Here is a 19,873-nt window from a genome sequence, read left to right as displayed (position 1 = left end):
TATATCATAGACAAAAAAGCAAAGTTTGCGGTTTTCGACCGACTTTTTGAAAAAGATGTGTCCAAAGTCCTTGACGATTCCGATCCCTTATGATGCGGATTCCAGTTTGAACGCGCTGCGTTCCAGATACTCCACCAGCTCGGCATCCCGCCGTTTCAGGTCTTCCATCTCCTTGCGGTTCCATTCCCGGTCCTCGCCGAGCATGGCGGCATAAGCTCCGGCAAGCGCCTTGACCGGCTCCGCCGCTCCGGTCAGCATGGCTTTCTCGGCCTCGGTCAGCGGCCGGCGGCCGGACAGCTCCAAGCCGGTCAGGCAGGAGAGGAGCTCGCGGTACAACCCCATGGCCGGCGGAGCGGCCGAATTGTCGGCAGCCCGCAGCAGCCGCTCGTGGCTGTACTGGGCGGAGTAAACCGCGCGCTTCAGCGCGGCGAGCTGCCCGGTTTCCTGCAGGCTTCCCGCTTCCTGCAGCTCGCCCGCCAGCATCTGCTGCTGGAAGGCCGACACCTGCAGCAGATACAGCACCGCCTTCGGCTCGCGCTCGCTCGACCCGGCCCATTCGTAGACGCGCGCCGCCGTCCACGCCGTCAGCAGAATCAGCACCAGTGCGGCGAGCAAGCCGCTTCTCCCCGTTCTTCTTCGACGCATCTTCCGTCGCCTCCCATGTCTCGTTACCCCATAGGTATGAACCGGGAGGGCAAGCCATGACGCCGGGAGCCGCTTGCTTGCCGAACGGCGTGGCGGAATAGCCGGTTAACGAACGGCATGCGGATAGCCGGTTAACGAACGGCATGCGGATAGCCGGTTAACGAACGGCCTGGCCGATAACGATTCAACGCCAAACCCCTTCCCGCCGCAGGCGGGAAGGGTCGGGTGAGGGTGTGATTGGATAAAGGCGGCGAGGCCGGTACGCCATGAACGCGCTGGGATGGCACGCACTCTCCGTTTCTTCGAGCGCCGTTCCGGCTCCAGCCCTTCCGTCAGACCAGATGGCAAGCCACGTAATGCTCGCTTCCGACGTTCCGCAGCTCGGGAACTTCTTCGCGGCAGCGGCCGACGGCAAGCGGGCAGCGGGTGTGGAACTTGCAGCCCGAAGGCGGGTTCGCCGGGCTCGGAATGTCGCCCTTCAGCACGATCCGCTCGCGCTTCAGCTTCGGTATCGGCACCGGCACCGCCGACAGCAGCGCCTTGGTGTACGGATGCAGCGGCCGCTCGAACAACTCGTCGCGCGAGGCCGTTTCCATCATCGTGCCGAGGTAGAGCACGCCGATGCGGGAGCAGAGATGCTCGACCACGCTGAGGTCGTGGGAGATGAACAGATACGTCAGCCCTCGCGTCTCCTGCAGGCGGCGGAACAGGTTGATGATCTGCGCCTGGATCGACACGTCGAGCGCGGACACCGGCTCGTCGGCGACGATCAGGTCGGGATTCAGGATGATCGCCCGGGCGATGCCGATCCGCTGCCGCTGGCCGCCGGAGAATTCATGCGGGAAGCGGTCGATGTGATAAGACGACAGACCGCAGGCGGCCAGCGTCTCCAGTACCCGCTCGCGGATCTCGCCCCTCGGCGCGAGTCCGTGGTCCAAGAGCGCCTCGCCGATGGCGTCGCCTACCCGGACGCGCGGATTCAGCGAGCTGTACGGGTCCTGGAAGATCAGCTGCAGCTTCGGCCGCAGGCTGCGCAGCTCCGGCTCGGGAATCCGGTGCAGGTCGCGGCCCCGAAAGCGGACCTCGCCCGCCGTCTTGTCGGTCAGCCGGAGGATCGTCCGGCCGACGGTGCTCTTGCCGCTGCCGGACTCGCCGACGAGGCCGAAGGTTTCGCCGGCGCGGATGTGAAAGCTGACATCGTCCACCGCCTTCACCTGACCGACCGTGCGGCCGAGAAATCCGGCGTTCACCGGGAAGTATTTTTTGAGGTGCTCGACTTCGAGCAGCGCCTCAGCCATGGGTCTCCACCTCCGCGGGTTCGTATAGCCAGCATGCGACCTTTTGCCCGCCCGCCAGCGTCTTCAGCTCCGGCTCGCGGCGCGTGCAGATGTCCATGCAGTGGGCGCAGCGGTCGTGGAAATAGCAGGAGGGCGTAAGCTCGAGCGGATCGGGCACCTGCCCGGGGATGGAGTACAGCTCCTCCGCCCGCTGGCCGAGCACCGGCTTGGAGCGCAGCAGCCCCTGCGTGTACGGGTGGCGCGGCCGCTCGAACAGCTCGCTCACCTCGCCCTCCTCGACGATCTTGCCCGAATACATGACGATGACGTAATCCGCCATCTCCGCCACCACGCCGAGGTCGTGGGTGATGAGCAGGATGGACATCCCCGTCTCGTCCTTCAGCTCGCGCAGCATGTCGAGAATCTGCGCCTGGATGGTCACGTCGAGCGCCGTGGTCGGCTCGTCGGCGATGAGCAGCTGCGGGCCGCAGGACACCGCCATGGCGATCATGATCCGCTGCAGCATCCCGCCGCTGAGCTCGTGCGGGTAAGAGGCGAAGATCTGCTCGGCGCGGGGAATGCCTACCCGCCCGATCAGCTCGATCGCCCTGGCCCGGGCGGCCTTGCGGCTCATCCGCAAATGCTCGCGCAGCGGCTCCATCAGCTGTTCGCCGATAGTCAGCACCGGATTGAGCGAGGTCATCGGCTCCTGGAAAATCATCGCGATCTCATGGCCGCGGATCGTGCGCAGCTCGCTCGGGCTCACGCGCAGCAGGTCGCGGTCACCGAAAGCGACGCGATCGCCGGTAACGAGGCCGGAGGTGCCTTCCACCAGGCCGAGCAGGGACATGGCCGTGACGCTTTTGCCGCAGCCGGATTCTCCGACGATGCAGACCGTCTCCCCAGAGCGGACCCGGAAGCTCACCCCGTCGACGGCTTTGACCACCCCGTCTTCCGTTTCAAACCGCGTGCTGAGGTTGTCCACCTCGATAACATTGGACATGTTGCGATTCACCTACTTTTTCTGCTTGGGGTCGAGCACATCCCGCAGGCCGTCCCCGAAAATATTGATGGCAATGACGGTGAGAAAGATCGAGACGCCGGGCGGAATCCACAGCCACGGGTGCTTCTCGAAGTCGATGATGGTATTGGCCGCGTCAATCATGTTGCCCCAGGTCGGCGTCGGCGGCATCACCCCGAGCCCGAAGAAGCTCAGCACCGATTCGCTCAGGATCGCTCCGCCGATGTTGAGCGTGGCGACCACGATGATCAGCGGAAACAGGTTGGGCAGGAGGTGATGGATCAGCTTGCGCCGGTCGCGCAGGCCGAGCACTGTGGCCGCCTGCATGAACTCGCGCTCGCGCAGGCTGAGCATCTGCCCGCGGATGAGGCGGGCGAGCCCCGGCCAGCCGACGAAGCTCAGCATCAGCATGACCATGTACATGCGGTAATCCGTCGGCACCTTCCATTCGGACAAGAGAGCGCCGAAGATGAACAGGATCGGCAGGCTCGGCACCGTCAGCAGGAGGTCGGCGATCCGCATGATCACCTGATCGACGACGCCGCGGTAATACCCGGCGATCGCCCCGAGCAGCGAGCCGATGAACACTGACAGGAGCATCGAGGCGATGCCGACCGTGAGCGAGATGCGGCCCGCCTGCAACAGGCGGGTCAGGACGTCGCGCCCGAGCAGGTCCGTGCCCAGCCAATGCTTGGCGTACGGCGCATGGTTCATGACCGTCGTGTTGATCTTGTTGTCGGCGTAGGGCGAGAAGAGCGGCCCGAGGAAACAGATAAGAAACATAAAGATCAGGAAGACAAGCCCCGAGACGGCCAGCTTGTTCTTCATCAGCCGGCGCATCGACTGCCGCCAGAGCGAGGAGCGCGGCGCGGGCGGCTTGCTGCGGCCGGCTTCGGTTCGGCCCATAGCCGGAAGGGTAGACATGGTTAGCGGTTCCTCCTCACAGCTTCACCCGCGGATCGGCGACATGGTAGAGAATGTCCGACAGCAGCGTTCCGATGACCGTGAGGATGGCGATGAACATCGTGAACCCCATCAGGAGCGGGTAATCCCGGACGCTGAACGACTGCATGTAGAGCTGGCCGATCCCCGGCCAATTGAAGATTTTCTCGATGATCAGCGACCCGCCGAACAGGCCGGGCAGCTCGAAGCCGATCAGCGTGATCGCCGGCAGGAGCGCGTTGCGCAGGGCGTGCCGGTACAGCACGGTCCGCTCGGTCATCCCTTTGGCCCGGGCGGTGCGGATGAAGTCCTGCTTGATCACGTCGATCATATTGCTGCGGAAATAACGGGTCAGCGAGCCGATGCCGAGCAGGGTCATGACGACGACGGGCAGCGTCATGTGGCGCAGCACCTCGCGGACGTACGCCATGCCCTCGGCGTTGCTGCCCGTGGTCAGCATGCCGCCGGGCGGCAGCCATTTCAGGTCGACGGCGAAGATTTTGATCAAGAACAGCCCGATGAAGAACGATGGAATCGACATCGCCGCGAAGATGAAGATCATCACGAGCGTATCGAACCAGGAATACTGCTTATAGGCGGAGACGACGCCGATGATGACTGCCAACACCCAGGTGAAGAAAGTCGACGTGGCGGCCAGGAGAAACGAATTCCAGATGTACTCGTGAAACAGCGTCAGCACCGGCTTCTGCTGGGCGAGCGAGAAGCCGAAGTCGCCGTGAAACGCATTCTTGATCCAGATGCCGTAGCGTTCCAGCACCGGCTTGTTCAGTCCGTACAGTTCCCGAAGCTCCGCTTTGCGGGCGGCCGTCAGCTTGATGTTGCTCGTGACGAAATCGCCCGGCGTCAAGGCATACAACAGGAAGATCATCAGCGAGGCGGCGAAGAGAATCAACAGCATATAGCCGATGCGCCGTGTCAGATAGGTGCTCATGTTTCGGCTCCTTCACAAGACAACCCCTGCTCCCGTTGACGAGGCAGGGGATGTCCGCTTGATTAATTGGCCGGGCTCAGCGTCCAGTTCGGCAAGCTGACCGAGATGCCGCGGGACGGATTTACTTCGATGCCCTGAATGCGTCCGTTGTAGCCGTAGACCGATTTGTTGTAGGAAGTGAACATGTACGGAAGATCGTCGTTCACGACCTGGTACAGCTCCTTGTAGATCGCCTTGCGCTGCTCGATGTCCGTCGTGGCGATCGCTTTGTTGTACAGCTCCTTGACCTTCGGGTTGTCGTAGCCCTTGACGTTGCCGTTGAGGAAATCCACAACCCCGTCGGCCGGGTCCGTCAACAGCGAAGTGGAGAAGGCGACCAAGTCGTAATCGCCGCTGTCGTACTTGGTGATCTGGGCGTTGAAGTCCGCGAATTGCTCCGGCTGAAAGTCCACTCCGATGGCGGCGTAGTTTTCTTTGGCCACCGCGATCAGCACGTCGGTCGTCTTCTTCTTCGAGCCGATGAAATGGATCGTCAGCTTCTTGCCGTCCTTCTCGCGGATGCCGCCCGATCCCACCGTCCAGCCGGCTTCGTCCAGCAGGGCCTTGGCTTTTTCCGGATCGTAGTTGTAAGGGTTGATCCCGTCCTCCGTATAGGACCACGACACCGGGGAAGCCGGGATGTTGGCCACTTGCGCGGCTCCCTGATTGGAGTCGACGTAGATGGTCTTCCGGTCAAGGCCGTAGGTGAGCGCCTGGCGGACCCGCTTATCCTTCAGCGCTTCGTGCTCATGGTTGAACTGCATGTAGCCGTAGTTGTTGGCGATGTAGGGTTGGAGGTTGAGGAAGCCGAGCTTCTTCAGCTTGTCGATGTTGTCCTGGGTGGCGGAGAAGCCGCCGAAGTCTTGCTCGCCCGTCTCGATGAACTGCCAAGTATCGCCGTCGGTCGTCTTATAGATGAAGTGCTCGATCTTCGGCTTGCCCGCGTAATAGTTCTCGTTGGCGACAAAGCGGACTTCCTGGCCGGGGATGAATTTCTCCAGCTTGTAGGGGCCGTTCCCGAGCGGCTTGGTGATCAGGGCCTTCAGTGCGTCCAGGTTGCCCTGCTTGTAGTCCTTGCCGTAATACGCCTTCGGCAGCACCTCGCCGCCCAAGTACAGAAGCGCGGTCGCGTTGACCTGCTCCAGGGTCACCGAGATGGTCTGGGGGTCAATGACCTTGATGCCTTCGACGCTCGTGGCCGATCCGTCCTTGTAGGCCGAACCGCCCTTGACCTTCACCAGCGAAAAGTCGGTGTCGCCGTCATACGCTTTGTCGTGCAAGAGAGTCCAGGTGAACGCCACGTCGTCCGCCGTCAGCGGCGAGCCGTCGCTGAATTTGGCATCCTTGCGGAGATGGAAGGTGTAGGTGAGCTGGTCCGGAGAGATATCCCAGCTCTCGGCGAGAGCAGCCACCGGCACGCCCTTGTTGTCGACCGTGACCAGTGGAGCAAACAGCAGCGAGTTGACGTTACCGTCATAGCCGCTCTGGGTGAAATACGGGGTAAAAGCGCCGCTCGGGTCCGTGAGGCCGACGATGACCGTGTCCGTCCGCTTCTTGGCGGCTTCCGGCAGCTTGGATAGATCCGAAGCCAGCTGCAGGCCGTTCGCCGCTTCGGCGGGAGCCGTGCTGGCCGAAGGCGCTGCGCTCGCGGCCGTCGTCGCCCCGGCCGTGCCGGCTGCGGGCGAAGAGCTGTTTCCGGCGGCGCTGCCGCCGTCTTTTCCGCAGGCCGACAGGGCCGCAGACAGAGCCAAAGTAAGTGATAACAAGGCAATCCAACGTTTCTTCATTTTTAAGATAGGCCTCCCCCAACGATTCAACTGTGTGAAATAAACATAATTCCGATAAAATAACTCGAATTAAGCCGGCATGGCTATTATAATTTTATGTATCCCGATTTGTAAAGTAGGAATTTAGTCGTGCTTTGTTCGCTTGGTTACGCTTGACAAAAACTAATGGTCATAGTTATGATTATGCTAATGACATTAGTTTTAAAGGAGTGATCTCCATGCGAACCATAACCCTGGGAACCGTCCACCAACTGACGTTTCTCCCCCGCCTGTTCCCGGTCAATGTCTACCTCGTCGAGGAAGCGGACGGATTGACGTTGATTGATACCGGCATGCCGTTCAGCCGAAACGGCATTCTGTCAGCCGCAGAGCGAATCGGCAAACCGATTGAACGCATCGTGCTCACCCACGCCCACGGCGATCATGTCGGCTCGCTCGACCGGGTAAAGGCCGTTCATCCCGGCGCACAGGTATACCTGTCGGCACGGGATGAGCGGCTCCTGAAGGGAGACCGGTCGCTTGATGCCGATGAGCCGCAGACCCCCATTCGGGGGGATCTGCCCAAGCATGTTACGACTCGCCCCGACGTCCGGCTGCAGGATGGGGATCGGATCGGATCGCTGCTCGCCGTCGCGGCTCCGGGCCACACGCCGGGCTCCATGGCGTTCCTCGATACCAGAAGTGGCTCCCTGATCGTCGGAGATGCCTTTCAAATCCGGGGCGGACTGGCCGTCAGCGGCCATCTGCGTCCCTGGTTCCCTTTTCCGGCGCTTGCCACCTGGAACGCCGACGCCGCGCTTGCTTCCGCCCGCAAGCTGCTTGCGCTCCGGCCCACCTTGCTTGCCGTCGGCCACGGCTCGATGCTCGCGCATCCGGTTCCGTCCATGGAGCGGGCTATCGCCGAATTCGCCGCGAAGCGAGGAGGAGCGAGCCATGTCACCGCGCAGCGGCCTTGATCAAGCGGCGATCCTCGCCGCGGCTTCGGAGCTCGCCGATTCCCAAGGCTTCGAAGCGCTCACGCTGGCGACGCTCGCCCACAAGCTGAACATCCGCCCTCCGTCGCTCTACAACCACATTGCCGGATTGCCGGAGCTGAGAAGGCTCTTGGCGCTGGACGGCTTGACCCGGCTCACCGAACAATTGACCCGCCGGCTGGAAGAAGAGGCAGCCGGAGAAGAGGCGGTTTACCGGTACGGTGAGGGGTATCTGGCCTTTGCCCGCCGGCATCCCGGCCTATACGAGGCCATCCAGCGGGCTCCCGCGCCCGATGATCCCCCGCTTCAAGCCGCTGCCGAGCAGGTGGTTGGCCTCGGCCTGAAGGCCCTGGCCCCCTACCGGTTGTCTCCGGATGAAGCGATCCATGCAGTCCGCGGTATCCGCAGCCTGCTCCACGGCTTCGTTCTCTTGGAGAAGCAAGGCGGGTTCGGTCTCCCCCAGCACCCGGACGCATCCTTCCGCTTTGCCCTCGCCGCCTACGCTTCCGGCTTGAAGCAGCTTCGTTCCGGTGCGCGATGACCGTACCTCGCCCTCCCGTCCGCCAGAACGTCAAAAGCCCCCGCTTCTTCATCCCCGCACTCGAGTGCGGAGTTGAAAAAGCAGGGGCTGTTCTTTTTGGGCGAAACGACATGAGTTATCCTACGATTCCAAACGATTCAGGGAAGCGGCCAGCCCGCACAATTGACGGTCGATGATCCGCTTGGCCTCGGCGGTGCCGAGGCGGGTGCGCAGATCGAGCAGCCGGTCGATTTCCAGGCGGAGCAGAACGATTTCCCGTTCGACGCTGTCCCTGCGGAACAGGTCCTCCAGCTCGCGTTCCACCGCGTTATATTGATAGAGAACGGTCGCGATGCCGCCCTTGACCTCGGTGATCTTGACGACCGTCCCCAGCCGGTATTCATACGCCATCATGAAGCCGTCGCCGTAGCGATGAAAGAGTCCGTTTCCCTTGTACTTGGTGACGGCCAGCCTTAGCGCGCCGGCCAAACGGGCATTGACCAGACGACAGGAAATTTGGCAGACGTACCTGCCGTCCTCCTTCTCGAATTCCAGCACCGGCCCCTCCTGTGCATCCGGCCGTTCGCTGCGCGGAAAGGCGATCTCCTGGCTGCCGTTCTCCAGCACCCGGACCTCCGGGTACGTTCTCCGCTCCCGAAAGAGCGCGATCAAGCCGTCCAGCTCCCGTTCCGTGACTTCCAGCCTAGCCTTTACATAGATCGCTGCTATCCCTTCCGCCATTTCCCGATCCCTCACTTGCGGTCATGGTCATTGGGATTATTATACTATACGCCGCAGGGGCTTGCAGGATCGGCAGGAGCGGGCAGCGCCCGTTTTCATGATGAAAGCGCTTATTTCGGCTCGTTTTCGGGTTTTTCTTGATCTGTCCAATCCACGGTTTCATCCAGCAGCTTCCACAGCTCGTCCAGGCCCTGCCCGGTCTCCGAGGAGAACAGAATCACCGGATCGCCCTTGGGCATGCCCAGCGTCTCGCGAACGAGCTTGACGTGCTTCTGCCACTGACTCCGGGGAATCTTATCCGCCTTGGTGGCGATTACGGCAATCGGCAGGCCGTTGTGCGCCAGCCATTCGTACATCGCCTGATCGTCCTTGGACGGGGGGTGGCGGACATCGACGATTAACAGCACCTTGCGCAGCGGCTCGCGCCCGAGCAAGTAGCGTTCGATGAACCGGCCCCAAGCGGCGCGCTCCGAACGGGATACCTTGGCGTACCCGTACCCGGGCACATCGACGAAATAAAAGAAATCATTAATCCGGTAATAGTTGAGCGTCTGTGTCTTTCCGGGCTGGGAGCTCGTCCGCGCCAGATTCTTCCGGCCGAGAAGCCGGTTGATCAGCGAAGACTTGCCTACATTCGAACGCCCCGCTAGAGCGATCTCCGGCAGGGCGTCCTCGGGATATTGGCCCGGTCCAACGGCGCTGATGACGAATTCCGCCTGTTTGACCTTCATTCCTGTCCCTCTTTCACCAATGACTTTCGTTTTATTCAAGCCGGCCGTCTGTCATCCGGCTTCTTATCGACCTTGCGCGTCAATGCACGCGGACTTCCTGCACCAGCGCATGCTCCAGTACTTGGGCAAGCTGCCCGACCGGGATGAACCGGATGTCCTGGCGAACGCTCTCGGGAATCTCCTCCAGGTCCTTCTCGTTGTCCTTCGGGAAGAGAATCGTCTTGATTCCGGCCCGGTGGGCGGCAAGCGACTTCTCCTTGAGACCGCCGATCGGCAGCACCCGGCCGCGCAGGGTGATCTCGCCGGTCATGGCGACCTCGCGGGAGACCGGCACCTGGGTCAAGGCCGAGATGAGCGCCGTCGCCATCGTGATTCCGGCCGATGGACCGTCCTTGGGAATCGCCCCCTCCGGCACATGGATGTGGATGTCATGCTTCTCGTGGAAATCTGCCGGCAGCTTCAGCTCCTCCGCGTGCGACCGGGTGTAAGTGAAGGCCGCCTGCGCGGATTCCTTCATGACATCGCCGAGCTGGCCGGTCAGCGTCAGCTTGCCGGTTCCCGGCATTACGCTGACCTCGATCACCATCGTGTCGCCGCCGACTTCGGTCCAGGCGAGGCCGGTGACGGCGCCGATCTGGTCCTCCGCTTCGGCCATGCCGTAGCGGAACCTGGCGGCGCCGAGGTAGCCCTTGAGATCCTCGGGCCGGATCGTAACCGCCGCACCGCCGTTCTGCAGAATCTCCTTGGCCGTCTTGCGGCAGAGGCTGGCCATCTGCTGCTCCAGGTTGCGCACGCCGGCCTCCCGCGTGTAGCTGCGAATGACGGCGAGCAGGGTATCCTGGCCGATCTGCAGCATCTCCGGTTCCAGGCCGTGCGCTTTCTTCTGCTTCGGCAGCAAGTACCGCTCGGCGATGTGGAGCTTCTCCACCTCCGTGTAGCCGGGAATGTGCAGCATCTCCATCCGGTCGAGGAGCGGACGGGGAATGTTGTGCACCGCGTTCGCGGTGGTCACGAACATGACGTTCGACAGATCAAACGGCATCTCGATGTAATGATCGCTGAACGTGCTGTTCTGTTCGGGATCGAGCACCTCGAGGAGAGCCGCCGCGGGGTCTCCGCGGAAATCGCTCGCCATCTTGTCGATCTCGTCGAGCAGGAAGACGGGATTGGCCGCTCCGGCATTCTTCATCCCCTGGATGATGCGGCCCGGCATGGCGCCGACATACGTGCGCCGGTGGCCGCGGATTTCCGCCTCGTCCCGCACGCCGCCGAGCGAGACGCGGATGAACTCCCGACCGAGCGAGCGGGCGATCGAGCGGGCGATCGAGGTCTTGCCGACACCGGGAGGGCCGACGAGGCAGAGAATCGGCCCCTTCAGCTTCTTCACCAGCTTCTGCACGGCCAGGTACTCCAGCACGCGCTCCTTGGGCTTCTCCAGCCCGTAGTGATCTTCGTTCAGAATCTCCTCCGCCCGCGCCAGATCGAGGTCATCCTCCGTCTGCTTCAGCCAGGGCAGCGCCAGCAGCCAATCGATGTAGGTGCGGATCACCCCGCCCTCGGCGGAGGCGGCGGGCATTTTCTCCAGGCGGTCGATCTCCTTCTCGATCTTCTCCCGGACCTTCTCGGGAAGCTCGGCCTCTTCCAACTGGCCGCGCAGCTCCTCGATCTCGCCGGCGCGCCCTTCCTTCTCGCCGAGCTCCTTTTGAATCGCCTTCATCTGTTCGCGCAGGTAATATTCCTTCTGCGTCTTCTCCATCTGCTTCTTGACCCGCTGGCCGATCTTGCGTTCCAGCTCCAGCACCTCGCGCTCATTGCCGAGGATATCGAGCAGCTTGCCGAGGCGGTCCTTGACGTCCACCGTCTCGAGAATGTCCTGCTTGTCTTTGATCTTCAGGGACAGGTGGCTCGTGATGACGTCCGCGAGCCGGCCCGGCTCGTCGATATCCGACACCGCCGCCAGCGTCTCCGGTGTGACTTTCTTGGAAAGATTGATATAGTGCTCAAACTGGGTCAGCACCGTGCGCATGAGGGCGTCGACCTCCGAGTCGACCTGCGTCTCCTCCGGCAGCTCCTGCAGCAGCACTTCGTAGTAATCTTCATTGTCTAGGTATTCGAGCACTTCCGCCCGGATAAGCCCTTCCACGAGCACGCGGATCGTTCCGTTCGGCAGCTTGAGCATCTGCCGGACTTTCGACACGGTGCCGATCCGGTAGATGTCCTCCTGGGTCGGGTCTTCGATGTTGATTTCGGACTGCGAGGACAGGAGGATCAGGCTTTCCTCGACCATGGCCTGCTCGAGCGCCTTCACCGATTTCTCCCGCCCGACGTCCAGATGCAGGACCATGCTCGGGTATACCAAGAGCCCCCGCAAAGGCAGCAAAGGCATGCGCTTCGCCTTCGTCTTGTTCTGCCCCATGCTACACCTCCAGTGGTCTTTGGCTTTAGGATCTGCGTCCTGTTTCCTTTTCAGGACTTTATCGCCGGTGCCCCGGCCGGGGCGCGTTTCTGCTGTGTTTCTCCGGCATGCGGTTCTGCGCAGTCCTCTGAATGTAGGATTATTTTATCAGATGTCCCGGTAAAACACCAACGCGCGCCTTCGCCCCTTCGCCCGCCGGAGACGGGTCAGGCAGGAGAACCTTCGGCAAACGGCCGCGTCCTCCCGCCTGTTGTCGGGCCGCTCGTTCCCGGGTCGAGCCGTCCCTGTCCGGTTAACGCCCCCGGTTCCGGACGATAAGCCGGTCAGCCGGAGGTCGTCGTATCCGATCCGCGGCCGAGCCCCTTCAAGCGTTCCGCCTGCAGGAAGGGCAGCGCCGTCGGCATCGATGGCTCGGCGAACGACGCGAAGCCCGATGTCTTCTCCGTGCGGACGCTCACCCCGAGCGCCTCCTGGAGAACTTCTTCGATCGTGTCGACCGCGACGACGCGGACGCCCTCCAGGCCGCTGAACAGCTCCTGCCAGTTCTCCTTCGGGATAATCACCTTGTCGGCTCCCGCCTGGAAGGCGGCCTCGACCTTCGGCACGACCCCACCCACCGGCTTGACCTTGCCGAGGATGCTCATCTCGCCGGTCATGGCAAGCCGGTTATCGACCGGGATATCCAGCATCGCCGATACGATCGCCGTCGCCATGGAGATTCCGGCGGAAGGTCCGTCAATCGGCGTGCCGCCGGGGAAATTGATGTGCAGGTCGTAATCCTGCGGCCGGAACTCCAGGCCGCGCAGGACGGTCAGCACATTGTCTACGGAGCCGCGCGCCATGCTCTTGCGCCGCAGCGTGCGCGAGCCTCCGCCGAGCTCTTCCTCGTCGACGACGCCGGTTACGTTCCAGGTTCCCGCCCCGGGAACCGCCGCCTTAACCGCCGTCACTTCGATCTCGAGCAGCGCGCCGAGGTTGGGGCCGTAGACCGCCAGCCCGTTGACGAAGCCCGGGCGAGGCTCGTTCGGCACCTTGCGCTCCGGGCGCGGCGGAATCTGGCAGCTGTTGACGACCCACTCAACGTCGGCCGCCGTGATGTCGCTGCGCTTGTCCGTGAGGGCCAGCCCGGCGGAGAGCTGGATCACATTGACCGCTTCGCGGCCGTTCGTCGCATAGCGCTTCACCACCTCGACCGCTTCCGGCCGGTCGGGGAAGCCGATCTTGCGGATCGCATTCTCGGCGATCACCCCGATCTCATCCGGAGTGAGCGGCCGGAAGAAAATCTCCATGCAGCGCGAGCGGATCGCCGGCGGAATGTCCTGCGGGGTGCGGGTGGTCGCGCCGACCAGCCGGAAATCGGCGGGCAGGCCGTTTTGGAAGATATCGTGGATATGCCCCGGAATATTGGCGTCCTCGGAGTTGTAGTAGGCGCTCTCGAGGAACACCTTGCGGTCCTCCAGCACCTTCAGCAGCTTATTCATCTGCACCGGATGCAGTTCGCCGATCTCGTCGATGAACAGAATCCCTCCGTGCGCCTTGGAGACCGCTCCCGGCTTCGGCTGGGGAATGCCGGCGACCCCCATGGCTCCCGCTCCCTGGTAGATCGGATCGTGGACGGAGCCGATCAGGGGATCGGCGATGCCCCGCTCGTCGAAGCGGGCCACCGTGGCGTCGGTCTCCACAAATTTGGCGTCCTGCCGGAACGGCGAGAAAGCGTTCTTCTTCGCTTCCTCGAGAATCACCCGCGCCGCCGCCGTCTTGCCCACTCCCGGAGGCCCGTAGATGAGCACGTGCTGGGGGTTCGGTCCGCATAGGGCCGCTTTCAGCGCCCGCAATCCTTCCTTTTGCCCGATGATCTCATCCAGCGAGCTCGGCCGCGTCTTCTCGGACAGAGGCTTGGAGAGCGACACTGAACGCAGCTTGCGCAGCTTCTCCAGCTCCTTTTTGGATTCGCGGTCTACCGCGCTCCGGTTTGTTTGCTGGCCTCGCAGCAGATTCCAGAAGTACAGGCCGATGACCACGGCAAAGAACACCTGAATGATCATGAGCGCCAAACTGAGTCCCATAAGGCTTCCTCCTTCAAATCGCCATTCCCCGGTTCGGCCGAGGCTTCTATGGCTAGTATTTCCCGCCGCTTTCCACGATAACCCTGCTTTGCAAAAGGAAAGGGCCCGCCTGCGGAAAGGCAGAGCCCAGGGGATGCGGGAAAACCGAGTCTGGCTCGCTCATGAAATCAGGCCCGAAGGATACACTAACCCCATGACAGCCGGCCGAGTCCGGCAGCTTCTGCCGAAGGAGGAACCGCCTTGAAAAACCCTTTTCTGCGCTCATTCCTGGGGATCGCCGTCATCCTGATTGCCTTTGCTTCCTCCGTTCCCTCCGAGGCGCTGGCAACCCCTGCGCCGGAGCATTCGCTCCCCTCCTCCAGCGGCGACCCGCTTCTGCCCTCCGCCGAGGTGCTGCTGGATGCCGGCCATGGCGGCATTGACGGCGGAACCTTCGAAGGAACCATTCTGGAAAAGGACATCAACCTGCAGGTGGCTCTGCTCCTGCGCAAGGAACTGAAAGCCCGCAAGATCGACTGCGTGCTCAATCGGGTCGGCGACTATGCCCTAAGCGAGGAAAACCGCTGGCAGCGAACCCGCTCCCGGCATCTGCGCGATCTCGGCCAGCGCTATGGCCTGACGAGCGTCCTGGAGCCTTCCGCTGTGGTCAGCCTCCATGTCAACTGGGCCCGTCGTCCCTCGCGCAAAGGTCCGATCGTCCTCTACCAGCCAAATAACCCGAAGAGCCTGATCCTGGCCCGCGTTTTGCAGGAATCGTTGAACCGTTCCGCCGGTACTCACTTGGCTCCCTTTCCCGGCAAGACCTACTACCTGCTGAAGCGAATCAACGCGCCGACCGTGATCGTCGAGATGGGCTTCCTCTCCAACCCGTCGGACCGCGCCCGATTAACCGATCCCGCCGAACAAAAAAAAATCGCGGAAGCCTTGGCCTCCGCGATATCCGGTTACTTGCTGCTGGAGCGCTGCCTTCCCGATTCCTGAGGAACGGAATCTCCCGTTCCACCTGGAGCGTCGAAGGACGCCCGCGGCCGGCGCCTACGGGCGGACGGCCGCTTCTTTGTTATGGCGGCGGCCGGAGATTTCCCCGGTCTCCTCGTATTCCCGAACAATCTTGTCGATCTCCCGCTTCAGCTCGGCGACCAGCTCCGCCTCCGGCACCTTGCGGATCATTTCTCCGTAGCGGAACAGCAGGCCCTCTCCCCGGGCTCCGGCAATGCCGATGTCGGCCTCACGGGCTTCTCCCGGGCCGTTGACGGCGCAGCCGAGCACCGAGACCTTAATCGGCACGCGGATACTGGCCAGGTAGGCTTCCACTTCATTGGCAATGGCAAACAGGTCGATATCGAGCCGTCCGCAGGTCGGGCAGGAAATCAACGTCGGCGCGTCCGACACGAGGCCGAAGACCTTCAGCAGCTCGCGGGCCACCTTGATCTCCTCCACCGGGTCGGCGCTGAGCGACACCCGCACCGTCGAGCCGATTCCGAGCGACAGCAGTGCGCCGAGGCCGGCCGAGCTCTTGATTGTGCCGGAGAATAACGTACCCGACTCGGTGATGCCGAGGTGAAGCGGATAGTTAAACGCCGCTGCGGCCTTGGTGTAGGCTTCGATGGCCATCGGAACGTCGGAGGCCTTCAGAGAGACGATGATATCGTGAAAATCCAGCTCCTCCAGGATGCCGATGTGATAAAGGGCGCTTTCCACCATGGCGTCGGCTGTCGGATACCCGTACTTGTCCAGCAGATGCTTCTCCAGCGAGCCCGCGTTCACGCCGATCCGGATGGGAATGCCGCGCTCCTTGCAGGCCTGGACCACCGCTTCGACCTTTTCCCGTTTGCCGATGTTGCCCGGATTGATCCGCACCTTGTCGATCCCGTTCTCGATCGCCTTCAGCGCGAGCCGGTAATCGAAATGAATATCGGACACGAGCGGAATGTGAATCCGCTGCTTGATCTCCTTGATCGCCTCGGCGGCCTCCATGTTGTTGACGGTCACGCGGACGAGCTGGCAGCCCGCTTCCTCGAGCCGCAGGATCTCGGCCACCGTGGCCTCGACATCGGCCGTCTTGGTCGTACACATGCTCTGAATGACCACCTGGTCGCTGCCCCCGATGGTCAGGTTCCCCACACGCACCGGTCTTGTATCCTTGCGATGAACCATCCGATTATTCTCCCCCTATGCCAAACATCCTCCGTTCCGGAAGCCCGAGGGGCAGACCGAAACGGAGGGTGTGGATGGCTTAATCAGATCAGGAATAAAGCGCTTAGGCGCTCTCTTCCTTCTTCTTGTTATCCTTGGTGGTAATGAGCGGCGAAACCTTCTCCTGCACCGTTTCCTTGGTGACGACGCACTTGGAGACGTCGGTGCGGGAAGGCACGTCGAACATCACATCCAGCATGATGCTTTCGATAATGGCGCGGAGTCCGCGCGCGCCGGTACTGCGCTTGATCGCTTCCTTCGCGATGGCGTCCAGGGCCTCCGGCGTGAACTCGAGGCTCACATTATCCATTTCCAGCATCTTCTGGTACTGCTTGACGAGCGCATTCTTCGGCTCGGTCAGGATGCGCACCAGCGCAGCCTCATCGAGCGGCTCCAGCGTGGAGATGACCGGAATCCGGCCGACAAATTCGGGGATGAGCCCGAATTTGAGCAGGTCCTCCGGCAGCACCAGCGAGAGGTACTCGCCCGGCTTCAGATCGGTCTTGTGTCCGTCGGTGCCGAAGCCGATCACCTTCTTGCCGATGCGGCGCTTGATGATCGATTCCAGCCCGTCGAAGGCGCCGCCCACGATGAAGAGGATGTTCGTCGTGTCGATCTGGATGAACTCCTGATGCGGGTGCTTGCGTCCGCCCTGCGGGGGAACGGAAGCGACCGTGCCCTCGAGGATCTTCAGCAGGGCCTGCTGCACGCCCTCGCCGGAGACGTCGCGGGTAATGGAGGGATTCTCCGACTTGCGGGCCACCTTGTCGATTTCGTCGATGTAGATGATGCCGCGCTCCGCCTTCTCCACATCATAGTCGGCCGCCTGGATCAGCTTGAGCAGGATGTTCTCGACATCCTCCCCGACGTATCCGGCTTCCGTCAGCGACGTGGCGTCGGCGATGGCGAACGGTACATTGAGAATCTTGGCCAGGGTTTGCGCCAGCAGCGTCTTGCCGCTGCCCGTCGGTCCGAGGAGGAGAATATTGCTCTTGGCGAGCTCCACTTCATCCTTGTTGCCCTGGGTATTGATGCGCTTGTAGTGATTATATACGGCAACGGACAAGGACTTCTTGGCGGTATCCTGTCCGATCACATATTGATCCAGGATGTTGCGGATATCCTTGGGCTTCGGCACGTCCTTCAGGTCGAGCTCTTCGTCGTGGCCGAGCTCTTCCTCCACGATCTCCGTGCAGAGTTCGATGCACTCGTCGCAGATGTAGACACCCGGACCCGCTACCAGCTTGCGCACTTGATCCTGGGATTTCCCGCAGAACGAGCACTTCAGCTGGCCTTTCTCTTCGTTGAATTTAAACATTGGATCACCCCTTGTTAAACAATATCTTTTCGGGTGATGACCTCATCGATCAACCCGTAAGCCTTGGCATCCTCAGCAGACATGAAGTTGTCGCGATCGGTATCCCGATCGATCTTCTCGTAGGGCTGACCCGTATGCGTGACATAAATTTGATTGAGCTTCTGCTTCGTCTTGATGATCCAATCGGCGTGAATCTTGATGTCGGTCGCCTGTCCGCGCACGCCTCCGAGCGGCTGGTGAATCATCACTTCGCTGTTCGGAAGAGCGAACCGCTTGCCCTTGGCGCCGGCGGTAAGCAGGAGGGACGCCATACTGGCCGCCATCCCCACGCAGATGGTGGATACGTCGGGCTTGATGAACTGCATGGTGTCGTAAATCCCCATTCCGGCCGTAACCGAGCCGCCGGGGGAGTTGATGTACAGGCTGATATCCTTCTCGGGATCGGCCGCTTGCAGGAACAAGAGCTGCGCGATGACCAGGTTGGCGACGTTGTCGTCAATGGCGTCTCCGATAAAGATAATCCGGTCTTTCAACAAACGTGAATAGATGTCGTAGGACCGCTCGCCGCGGGCCTCTTGTTCCACAACCATAGGAATCAGACTCATATCGACAGCAACCCCTTCGCTTGAAATCAGCCAGATTTACATGTTCATCTTATCATGTTTGGATGCCTCTGTCATTCTTACCCGAAGTCGCCCGGAATAAACGTCTCGGAGCTTGCTAGCTCCCCGATTCTGCAAGAAAAGCGCCGCCCCGCGACGCCTTTCCGGATGAACCGCGCCCGCTTGGGGCCGGCATAAGCATTCAGTTCTTCGGGACACCTGTTAGACGGGAAGGCTCCTTATGCGGCGGTCTTGCTGTTTTCCACCAGGAAATCGATCGTCTTGCGGATGGCGAGATCGGTCTTGATGCTGTCGATCATGCCGTTCGCCGTAAAGATCGAGCGAATTTCTTCCACGCTGCGCTGGTACATTTCCGCCATGCGGGACAGCTCGCCTTCGAGGTCCTCTTCGCCGGCTTCGATGCCTTCAGCCTTGGCAACGGCTTCCAGCACCAGGTTGCTGCGTACGCGGCGTTCCGCGTCCGTCCGCATCTGGCCCTTCAGCACGTCTTCCGTCTGGCCGGTGAACTGGGTGTACAGCTCCATGTTCATGCCCTGCTGCTGCAGGCGGTTGGCAAAATCCTTGAACATGTTGTCCACTTCGTTGTCGACCATGATCTCCGGAATGTCCACGGTTGCGTTCTCGGCTACCTTGGCCACGATGGCGTTTTCCCGGTCGCGCTTGTTGGCTTCTTCCTTCTGCTGCTTGAGGTTCTTCTCGATGTCGGCCTTGTATTCGTCCAGCGTATCGAACTCGCTGACGTCCTTGGCGAACTCGTCGTCCAGCTCCGGCAGGTTCTTGCGCTTGATGTCATGGAGCAGCACTTTGAAGACGGCGGCTTTGCCCTTCAGGTCTTCGGAGTGATACTCTTCCGGGAAGGTGACGTTGATGTCCTTCTCTTCGTTCTTCTTCATTCCGACGACCTGCTCTTCAAAGCCCGGAATGAAGCTGTTCGAGCCCAGCTCCAGGGAGTGCTTCTCGGCCTTGCCGCCTTCGAACGCGACGCCGTCGACGAAGCCTTCGAAGTCGATGATGGCGATGTCGCCGTTCTTCGCTTCTTCGCCTTCTTCGGCCACAACCAGCTCGGCGTGGCGCTCCTGCATCCGCTTCAGCTCGGCTTCGACTTCTTCCGCCGTAACGTCGGAGGTCTTCTCTTCAACTTCGATGCCCTTGTACTCGCCCAGCTCGACTTCCGGCTTGACGGTTACCTTGGCGGTGAACTTCAGGGCTTGGCCCTTGGCCATTTCCTGTACGTCGATCTCCGGACGGTCGACCGGCTCGATCTTCGTCTCTTCAATCGCTTCCACGTAGACGTCGGGCAGCAGGATGTCCAGGGCGTCCTGGTACAGGCTCTCCACGCCGTAACGGGCTTCAAACAGCGAACGGGGCACTTTGCCCTTGCGGAATCCGGGAATGGAAACCTTGCCGGAAACCTTTTTAAAAGCCTTGTCTAACGCAACGGCAACCCGCTCCGCCTCGACTTCAACGGTCAGGATGCCCTGATTCTTCTCTATTTTTTCCCAGCTTGCTTTCATTTTATGCTTTCCCCTCCAAAAAATGTACCTGCGTCGTTTTTCGTTCGGTCTTTAACCATTCCATTATAAACATAAGCCCTTGCCATTTCAAGACAAGTTCTGCGGCCGTGC

Annotated in this window: 17 protein-coding genes; 3 read left to right on the top strand and 14 right to left on the bottom strand. The window is 61.4% G+C overall.

The window, feature by feature from the left end:
- Positions 1-87 precede the first annotated feature (87 nt).
- The 6 genes from ACSEXS_RS16450 to ACSEXS_RS16425 form a co-directional block, all read right to left on the bottom strand.
- Entirely contained in the window at positions 88-645 is a 558-nt protein-coding gene (locus ACSEXS_RS16450; protein WP_438434324.1) for a hypothetical protein, read from the bottom strand.
- A gap of 332 nt (positions 646-977) precedes the next feature.
- On the bottom strand, positions 978-1,943 hold the full coding sequence (locus ACSEXS_RS16445) for an ABC transporter ATP-binding protein (protein WP_438434323.1): 966 nt from the start codon (positions 1,941-1,943) through the stop codon (positions 978-980).
- Positions 1,936-2,925, bottom strand: a complete 990-nt coding sequence (locus ACSEXS_RS16440) for an ABC transporter ATP-binding protein (protein ID WP_438434322.1) — start codon at positions 2,923-2,925, stop codon at positions 1,936-1,938. Before ACSEXS_RS16440 ends, ACSEXS_RS16445 begins: the two co-directional genes overlap by 8 nt.
- A gap of 12 nt (positions 2,926-2,937) precedes the next feature.
- Positions 2,938-3,867 (bottom strand): oligopeptide ABC transporter permease, encoded by a 930-nt coding sequence (opp4C, locus tag ACSEXS_RS16435; protein WP_438434321.1) that lies wholly within the window; start codon positions 3,865-3,867, stop codon positions 2,938-2,940.
- Between the two features lie 16 nt (positions 3,868-3,883).
- A complete protein-coding gene (locus ACSEXS_RS16430; RefSeq protein WP_438434320.1) occupies positions 3,884-4,837 on the bottom strand; it encodes an ABC transporter permease in 954 nt (317 codons plus the stop codon).
- 62 nt (positions 4,838-4,899) lie between these two features.
- Entirely contained in the window at positions 4,900-6,663 is a 1,764-nt protein-coding gene (locus ACSEXS_RS16425) for an ABC transporter substrate-binding protein (protein WP_438434319.1), read from the bottom strand.
- Positions 6,664-6,881: 218 nt separating this feature from the next.
- Between ACSEXS_RS16425 and ACSEXS_RS16420 the strand changes: the two genes are divergently transcribed.
- Both ACSEXS_RS16420 and ACSEXS_RS16415 read left to right on the top strand, forming a co-directional pair.
- Positions 6,882-7,619: an MBL fold metallo-hydrolase gene (locus tag ACSEXS_RS16420; protein ID WP_438434318.1), complete on the top strand. Its 738-nt coding sequence runs from the start codon at positions 6,882-6,884 to the stop codon at positions 7,617-7,619.
- Positions 7,597-8,178, top strand: coding sequence for a TetR/AcrR family transcriptional regulator (locus ACSEXS_RS16415; protein ID WP_438434317.1), 582 nt, complete (start codon positions 7,597-7,599; stop codon positions 8,176-8,178). The genes ACSEXS_RS16420 and ACSEXS_RS16415 overlap by 23 nt, the downstream gene beginning before the upstream one ends.
- A 120-nt stretch (positions 8,179-8,298) precedes the next feature.
- Here ACSEXS_RS16415 and ACSEXS_RS16410 read toward each other — a convergent pair whose 3' ends face one another.
- The 4 genes from ACSEXS_RS16410 to lonB all read right to left on the bottom strand — a co-directional run bounded on the left by ACSEXS_RS16410 (position 8,299) and on the right by lonB (position 14,111).
- Entirely contained in the window at positions 8,299-8,898 is a 600-nt protein-coding gene (locus ACSEXS_RS16410) for a hypothetical protein (RefSeq protein WP_438434316.1), read from the bottom strand.
- 110 nt (positions 8,899-9,008) lie between these two features.
- Positions 9,009-9,629: a ribosome biogenesis GTP-binding protein YihA/YsxC gene (gene yihA, locus ACSEXS_RS16405; protein ID WP_438434315.1), complete on the bottom strand. Its 621-nt coding sequence runs from the start codon at positions 9,627-9,629 to the stop codon at positions 9,009-9,011.
- A gap of 79 nt (positions 9,630-9,708) precedes the next feature.
- Positions 9,709-12,045 (bottom strand): endopeptidase La, encoded by a 2,337-nt coding sequence (gene lon, locus ACSEXS_RS16400; RefSeq protein WP_438434314.1) that lies wholly within the window; start codon positions 12,043-12,045, stop codon positions 9,709-9,711.
- 323 nt (positions 12,046-12,368) lie between these two features.
- A complete protein-coding gene (gene lonB / locus ACSEXS_RS16395; RefSeq protein ID WP_438434313.1) occupies positions 12,369-14,111 on the bottom strand; it encodes an ATP-dependent protease LonB in 1,743 nt (580 codons plus the stop codon).
- A gap of 240 nt (positions 14,112-14,351) precedes the next feature.
- Between lonB and ACSEXS_RS16390 the strand changes: the two genes are divergently transcribed.
- Positions 14,352-15,092, top strand: coding sequence for an N-acetylmuramoyl-L-alanine amidase family protein (locus ACSEXS_RS16390; RefSeq protein ID WP_438434312.1), 741 nt, complete (start codon positions 14,352-14,354; stop codon positions 15,090-15,092).
- Positions 15,093-15,146: 54 nt separating this feature from the next.
- On the opposite strand, the gene ispG is transcribed toward ACSEXS_RS16390, so the two are convergent.
- The 4 genes from ispG to tig all read right to left on the bottom strand — a co-directional run bounded on the left by ispG (position 15,147) and on the right by tig (position 19,762).
- Positions 15,147-16,268 carry a flavodoxin-dependent (E)-4-hydroxy-3-methylbut-2-enyl-diphosphate synthase gene (gene ispG / locus ACSEXS_RS16385; RefSeq protein ID WP_438434311.1) on the bottom strand — a complete coding sequence of 374 codons (1,122 nt, stop codon included), beginning with the start codon at positions 16,266-16,268 and terminating at the stop codon, positions 15,147-15,149.
- A 103-nt stretch (positions 16,269-16,371) separates the two neighbouring features.
- Positions 16,372-17,625, bottom strand: a complete 1,254-nt coding sequence (gene clpX / locus ACSEXS_RS16380; protein ID WP_438434310.1) for an ATP-dependent protease ATP-binding subunit ClpX — start codon at positions 17,623-17,625, stop codon at positions 16,372-16,374.
- A gap of 14 nt (positions 17,626-17,639) precedes the next feature.
- Positions 17,640-18,230 (bottom strand): ATP-dependent Clp endopeptidase proteolytic subunit ClpP, encoded by a 591-nt coding sequence (clpP, locus tag ACSEXS_RS16375; protein WP_438434309.1) that lies wholly within the window; start codon positions 18,228-18,230, stop codon positions 17,640-17,642.
- 236 nt (positions 18,231-18,466) lie between these two features.
- Positions 18,467-19,762 (bottom strand): trigger factor, encoded by a 1,296-nt coding sequence (gene tig, locus ACSEXS_RS16370; protein ID WP_438434308.1) that lies wholly within the window; start codon positions 19,760-19,762, stop codon positions 18,467-18,469.
- Positions 19,763-19,873 lie beyond the last annotated feature (111 nt).

It is taken from the genome of Gorillibacterium terrae, from assembly GCF_051594785.1.
GTDB lineage: Bacteria > Bacillota > Bacilli > Paenibacillales > NBRC-103111 > Gorillibacterium.
Note: the sequence above shows the minus strand (reverse complement) of the source record. Positions and strands in the feature narration are given on the sequence as shown.

Excerpts from the sequence above, each read along its gene's own strand:
- ACSEXS_RS16450 (WP_438434324.1), bottom strand. The coding sequence starts at position 645 with ATGCGTCGAAGAAGAACGGGGAGAAGCGGCTTGCTCGCCGCACTGGTG.
- ACSEXS_RS16445 (WP_438434323.1), bottom strand. The coding sequence starts at position 1,943 with ATGGCTGAGGCGCTGCTCGAAGTCGAGCACCTCAAAAAATACTTCCCG.
- ACSEXS_RS16440 (WP_438434322.1), bottom strand. The coding sequence starts at position 2,925 with ATGTCCAATGTTATCGAGGTGGACAACCTCAGCACGCGGTTTGAAACG.
- opp4C (WP_438434321.1), bottom strand. The coding sequence starts at position 3,867 with ATGTCTACCCTTCCGGCTATGGGCCGAACCGAAGCCGGCCGCAGCAAG.
- ACSEXS_RS16430 (WP_438434320.1), bottom strand. The coding sequence starts at position 4,837 with ATGAGCACCTATCTGACACGGCGCATCGGCTATATGCTGTTGATTCTC.
- ACSEXS_RS16425 (WP_438434319.1), bottom strand. The coding sequence starts at position 6,663 with ATGAAGAAACGTTGGATTGCCTTGTTATCACTTACTTTGGCTCTGTCT.
- ACSEXS_RS16420 (WP_438434318.1), top strand. The coding sequence starts at position 6,882 with ATGCGAACCATAACCCTGGGAACCGTCCACCAACTGACGTTTCTCCCC.
- ACSEXS_RS16415 (WP_438434317.1), top strand. The coding sequence starts at position 7,597 with ATGTCACCGCGCAGCGGCCTTGATCAAGCGGCGATCCTCGCCGCGGCT.
- ACSEXS_RS16410 (WP_438434316.1), bottom strand. The coding sequence starts at position 8,898 with ATGGCGGAAGGGATAGCAGCGATCTATGTAAAGGCTAGGCTGGAAGTC.
- yihA (WP_438434315.1), bottom strand. The coding sequence starts at position 9,629 with ATGAAGGTCAAACAGGCGGAATTCGTCATCAGCGCCGTTGGACCGGGC.
- lon (WP_438434314.1), bottom strand. The coding sequence starts at position 12,045 with ATGGGGCAGAACAAGACGAAGGCGAAGCGCATGCCTTTGCTGCCTTTG.
- lonB (WP_438434313.1), bottom strand. The coding sequence starts at position 14,111 with ATGGGACTCAGTTTGGCGCTCATGATCATTCAGGTGTTCTTTGCCGTG.
- ispG (WP_438434311.1), bottom strand. The coding sequence starts at position 16,268 with ATGGTTCATCGCAAGGATACAAGACCGGTGCGTGTGGGGAACCTGACC.
- clpX (WP_438434310.1), bottom strand. The coding sequence starts at position 17,625 with ATGTTTAAATTCAACGAAGAGAAAGGCCAGCTGAAGTGCTCGTTCTGC.
- clpP (WP_438434309.1), bottom strand. The coding sequence starts at position 18,230 with ATGAGTCTGATTCCTATGGTTGTGGAACAAGAGGCCCGCGGCGAGCGG.
- tig (WP_438434308.1), bottom strand. The coding sequence starts at position 19,762 with ATGAAAGCAAGCTGGGAAAAAATAGAGAAGAATCAGGGCATCCTGACC.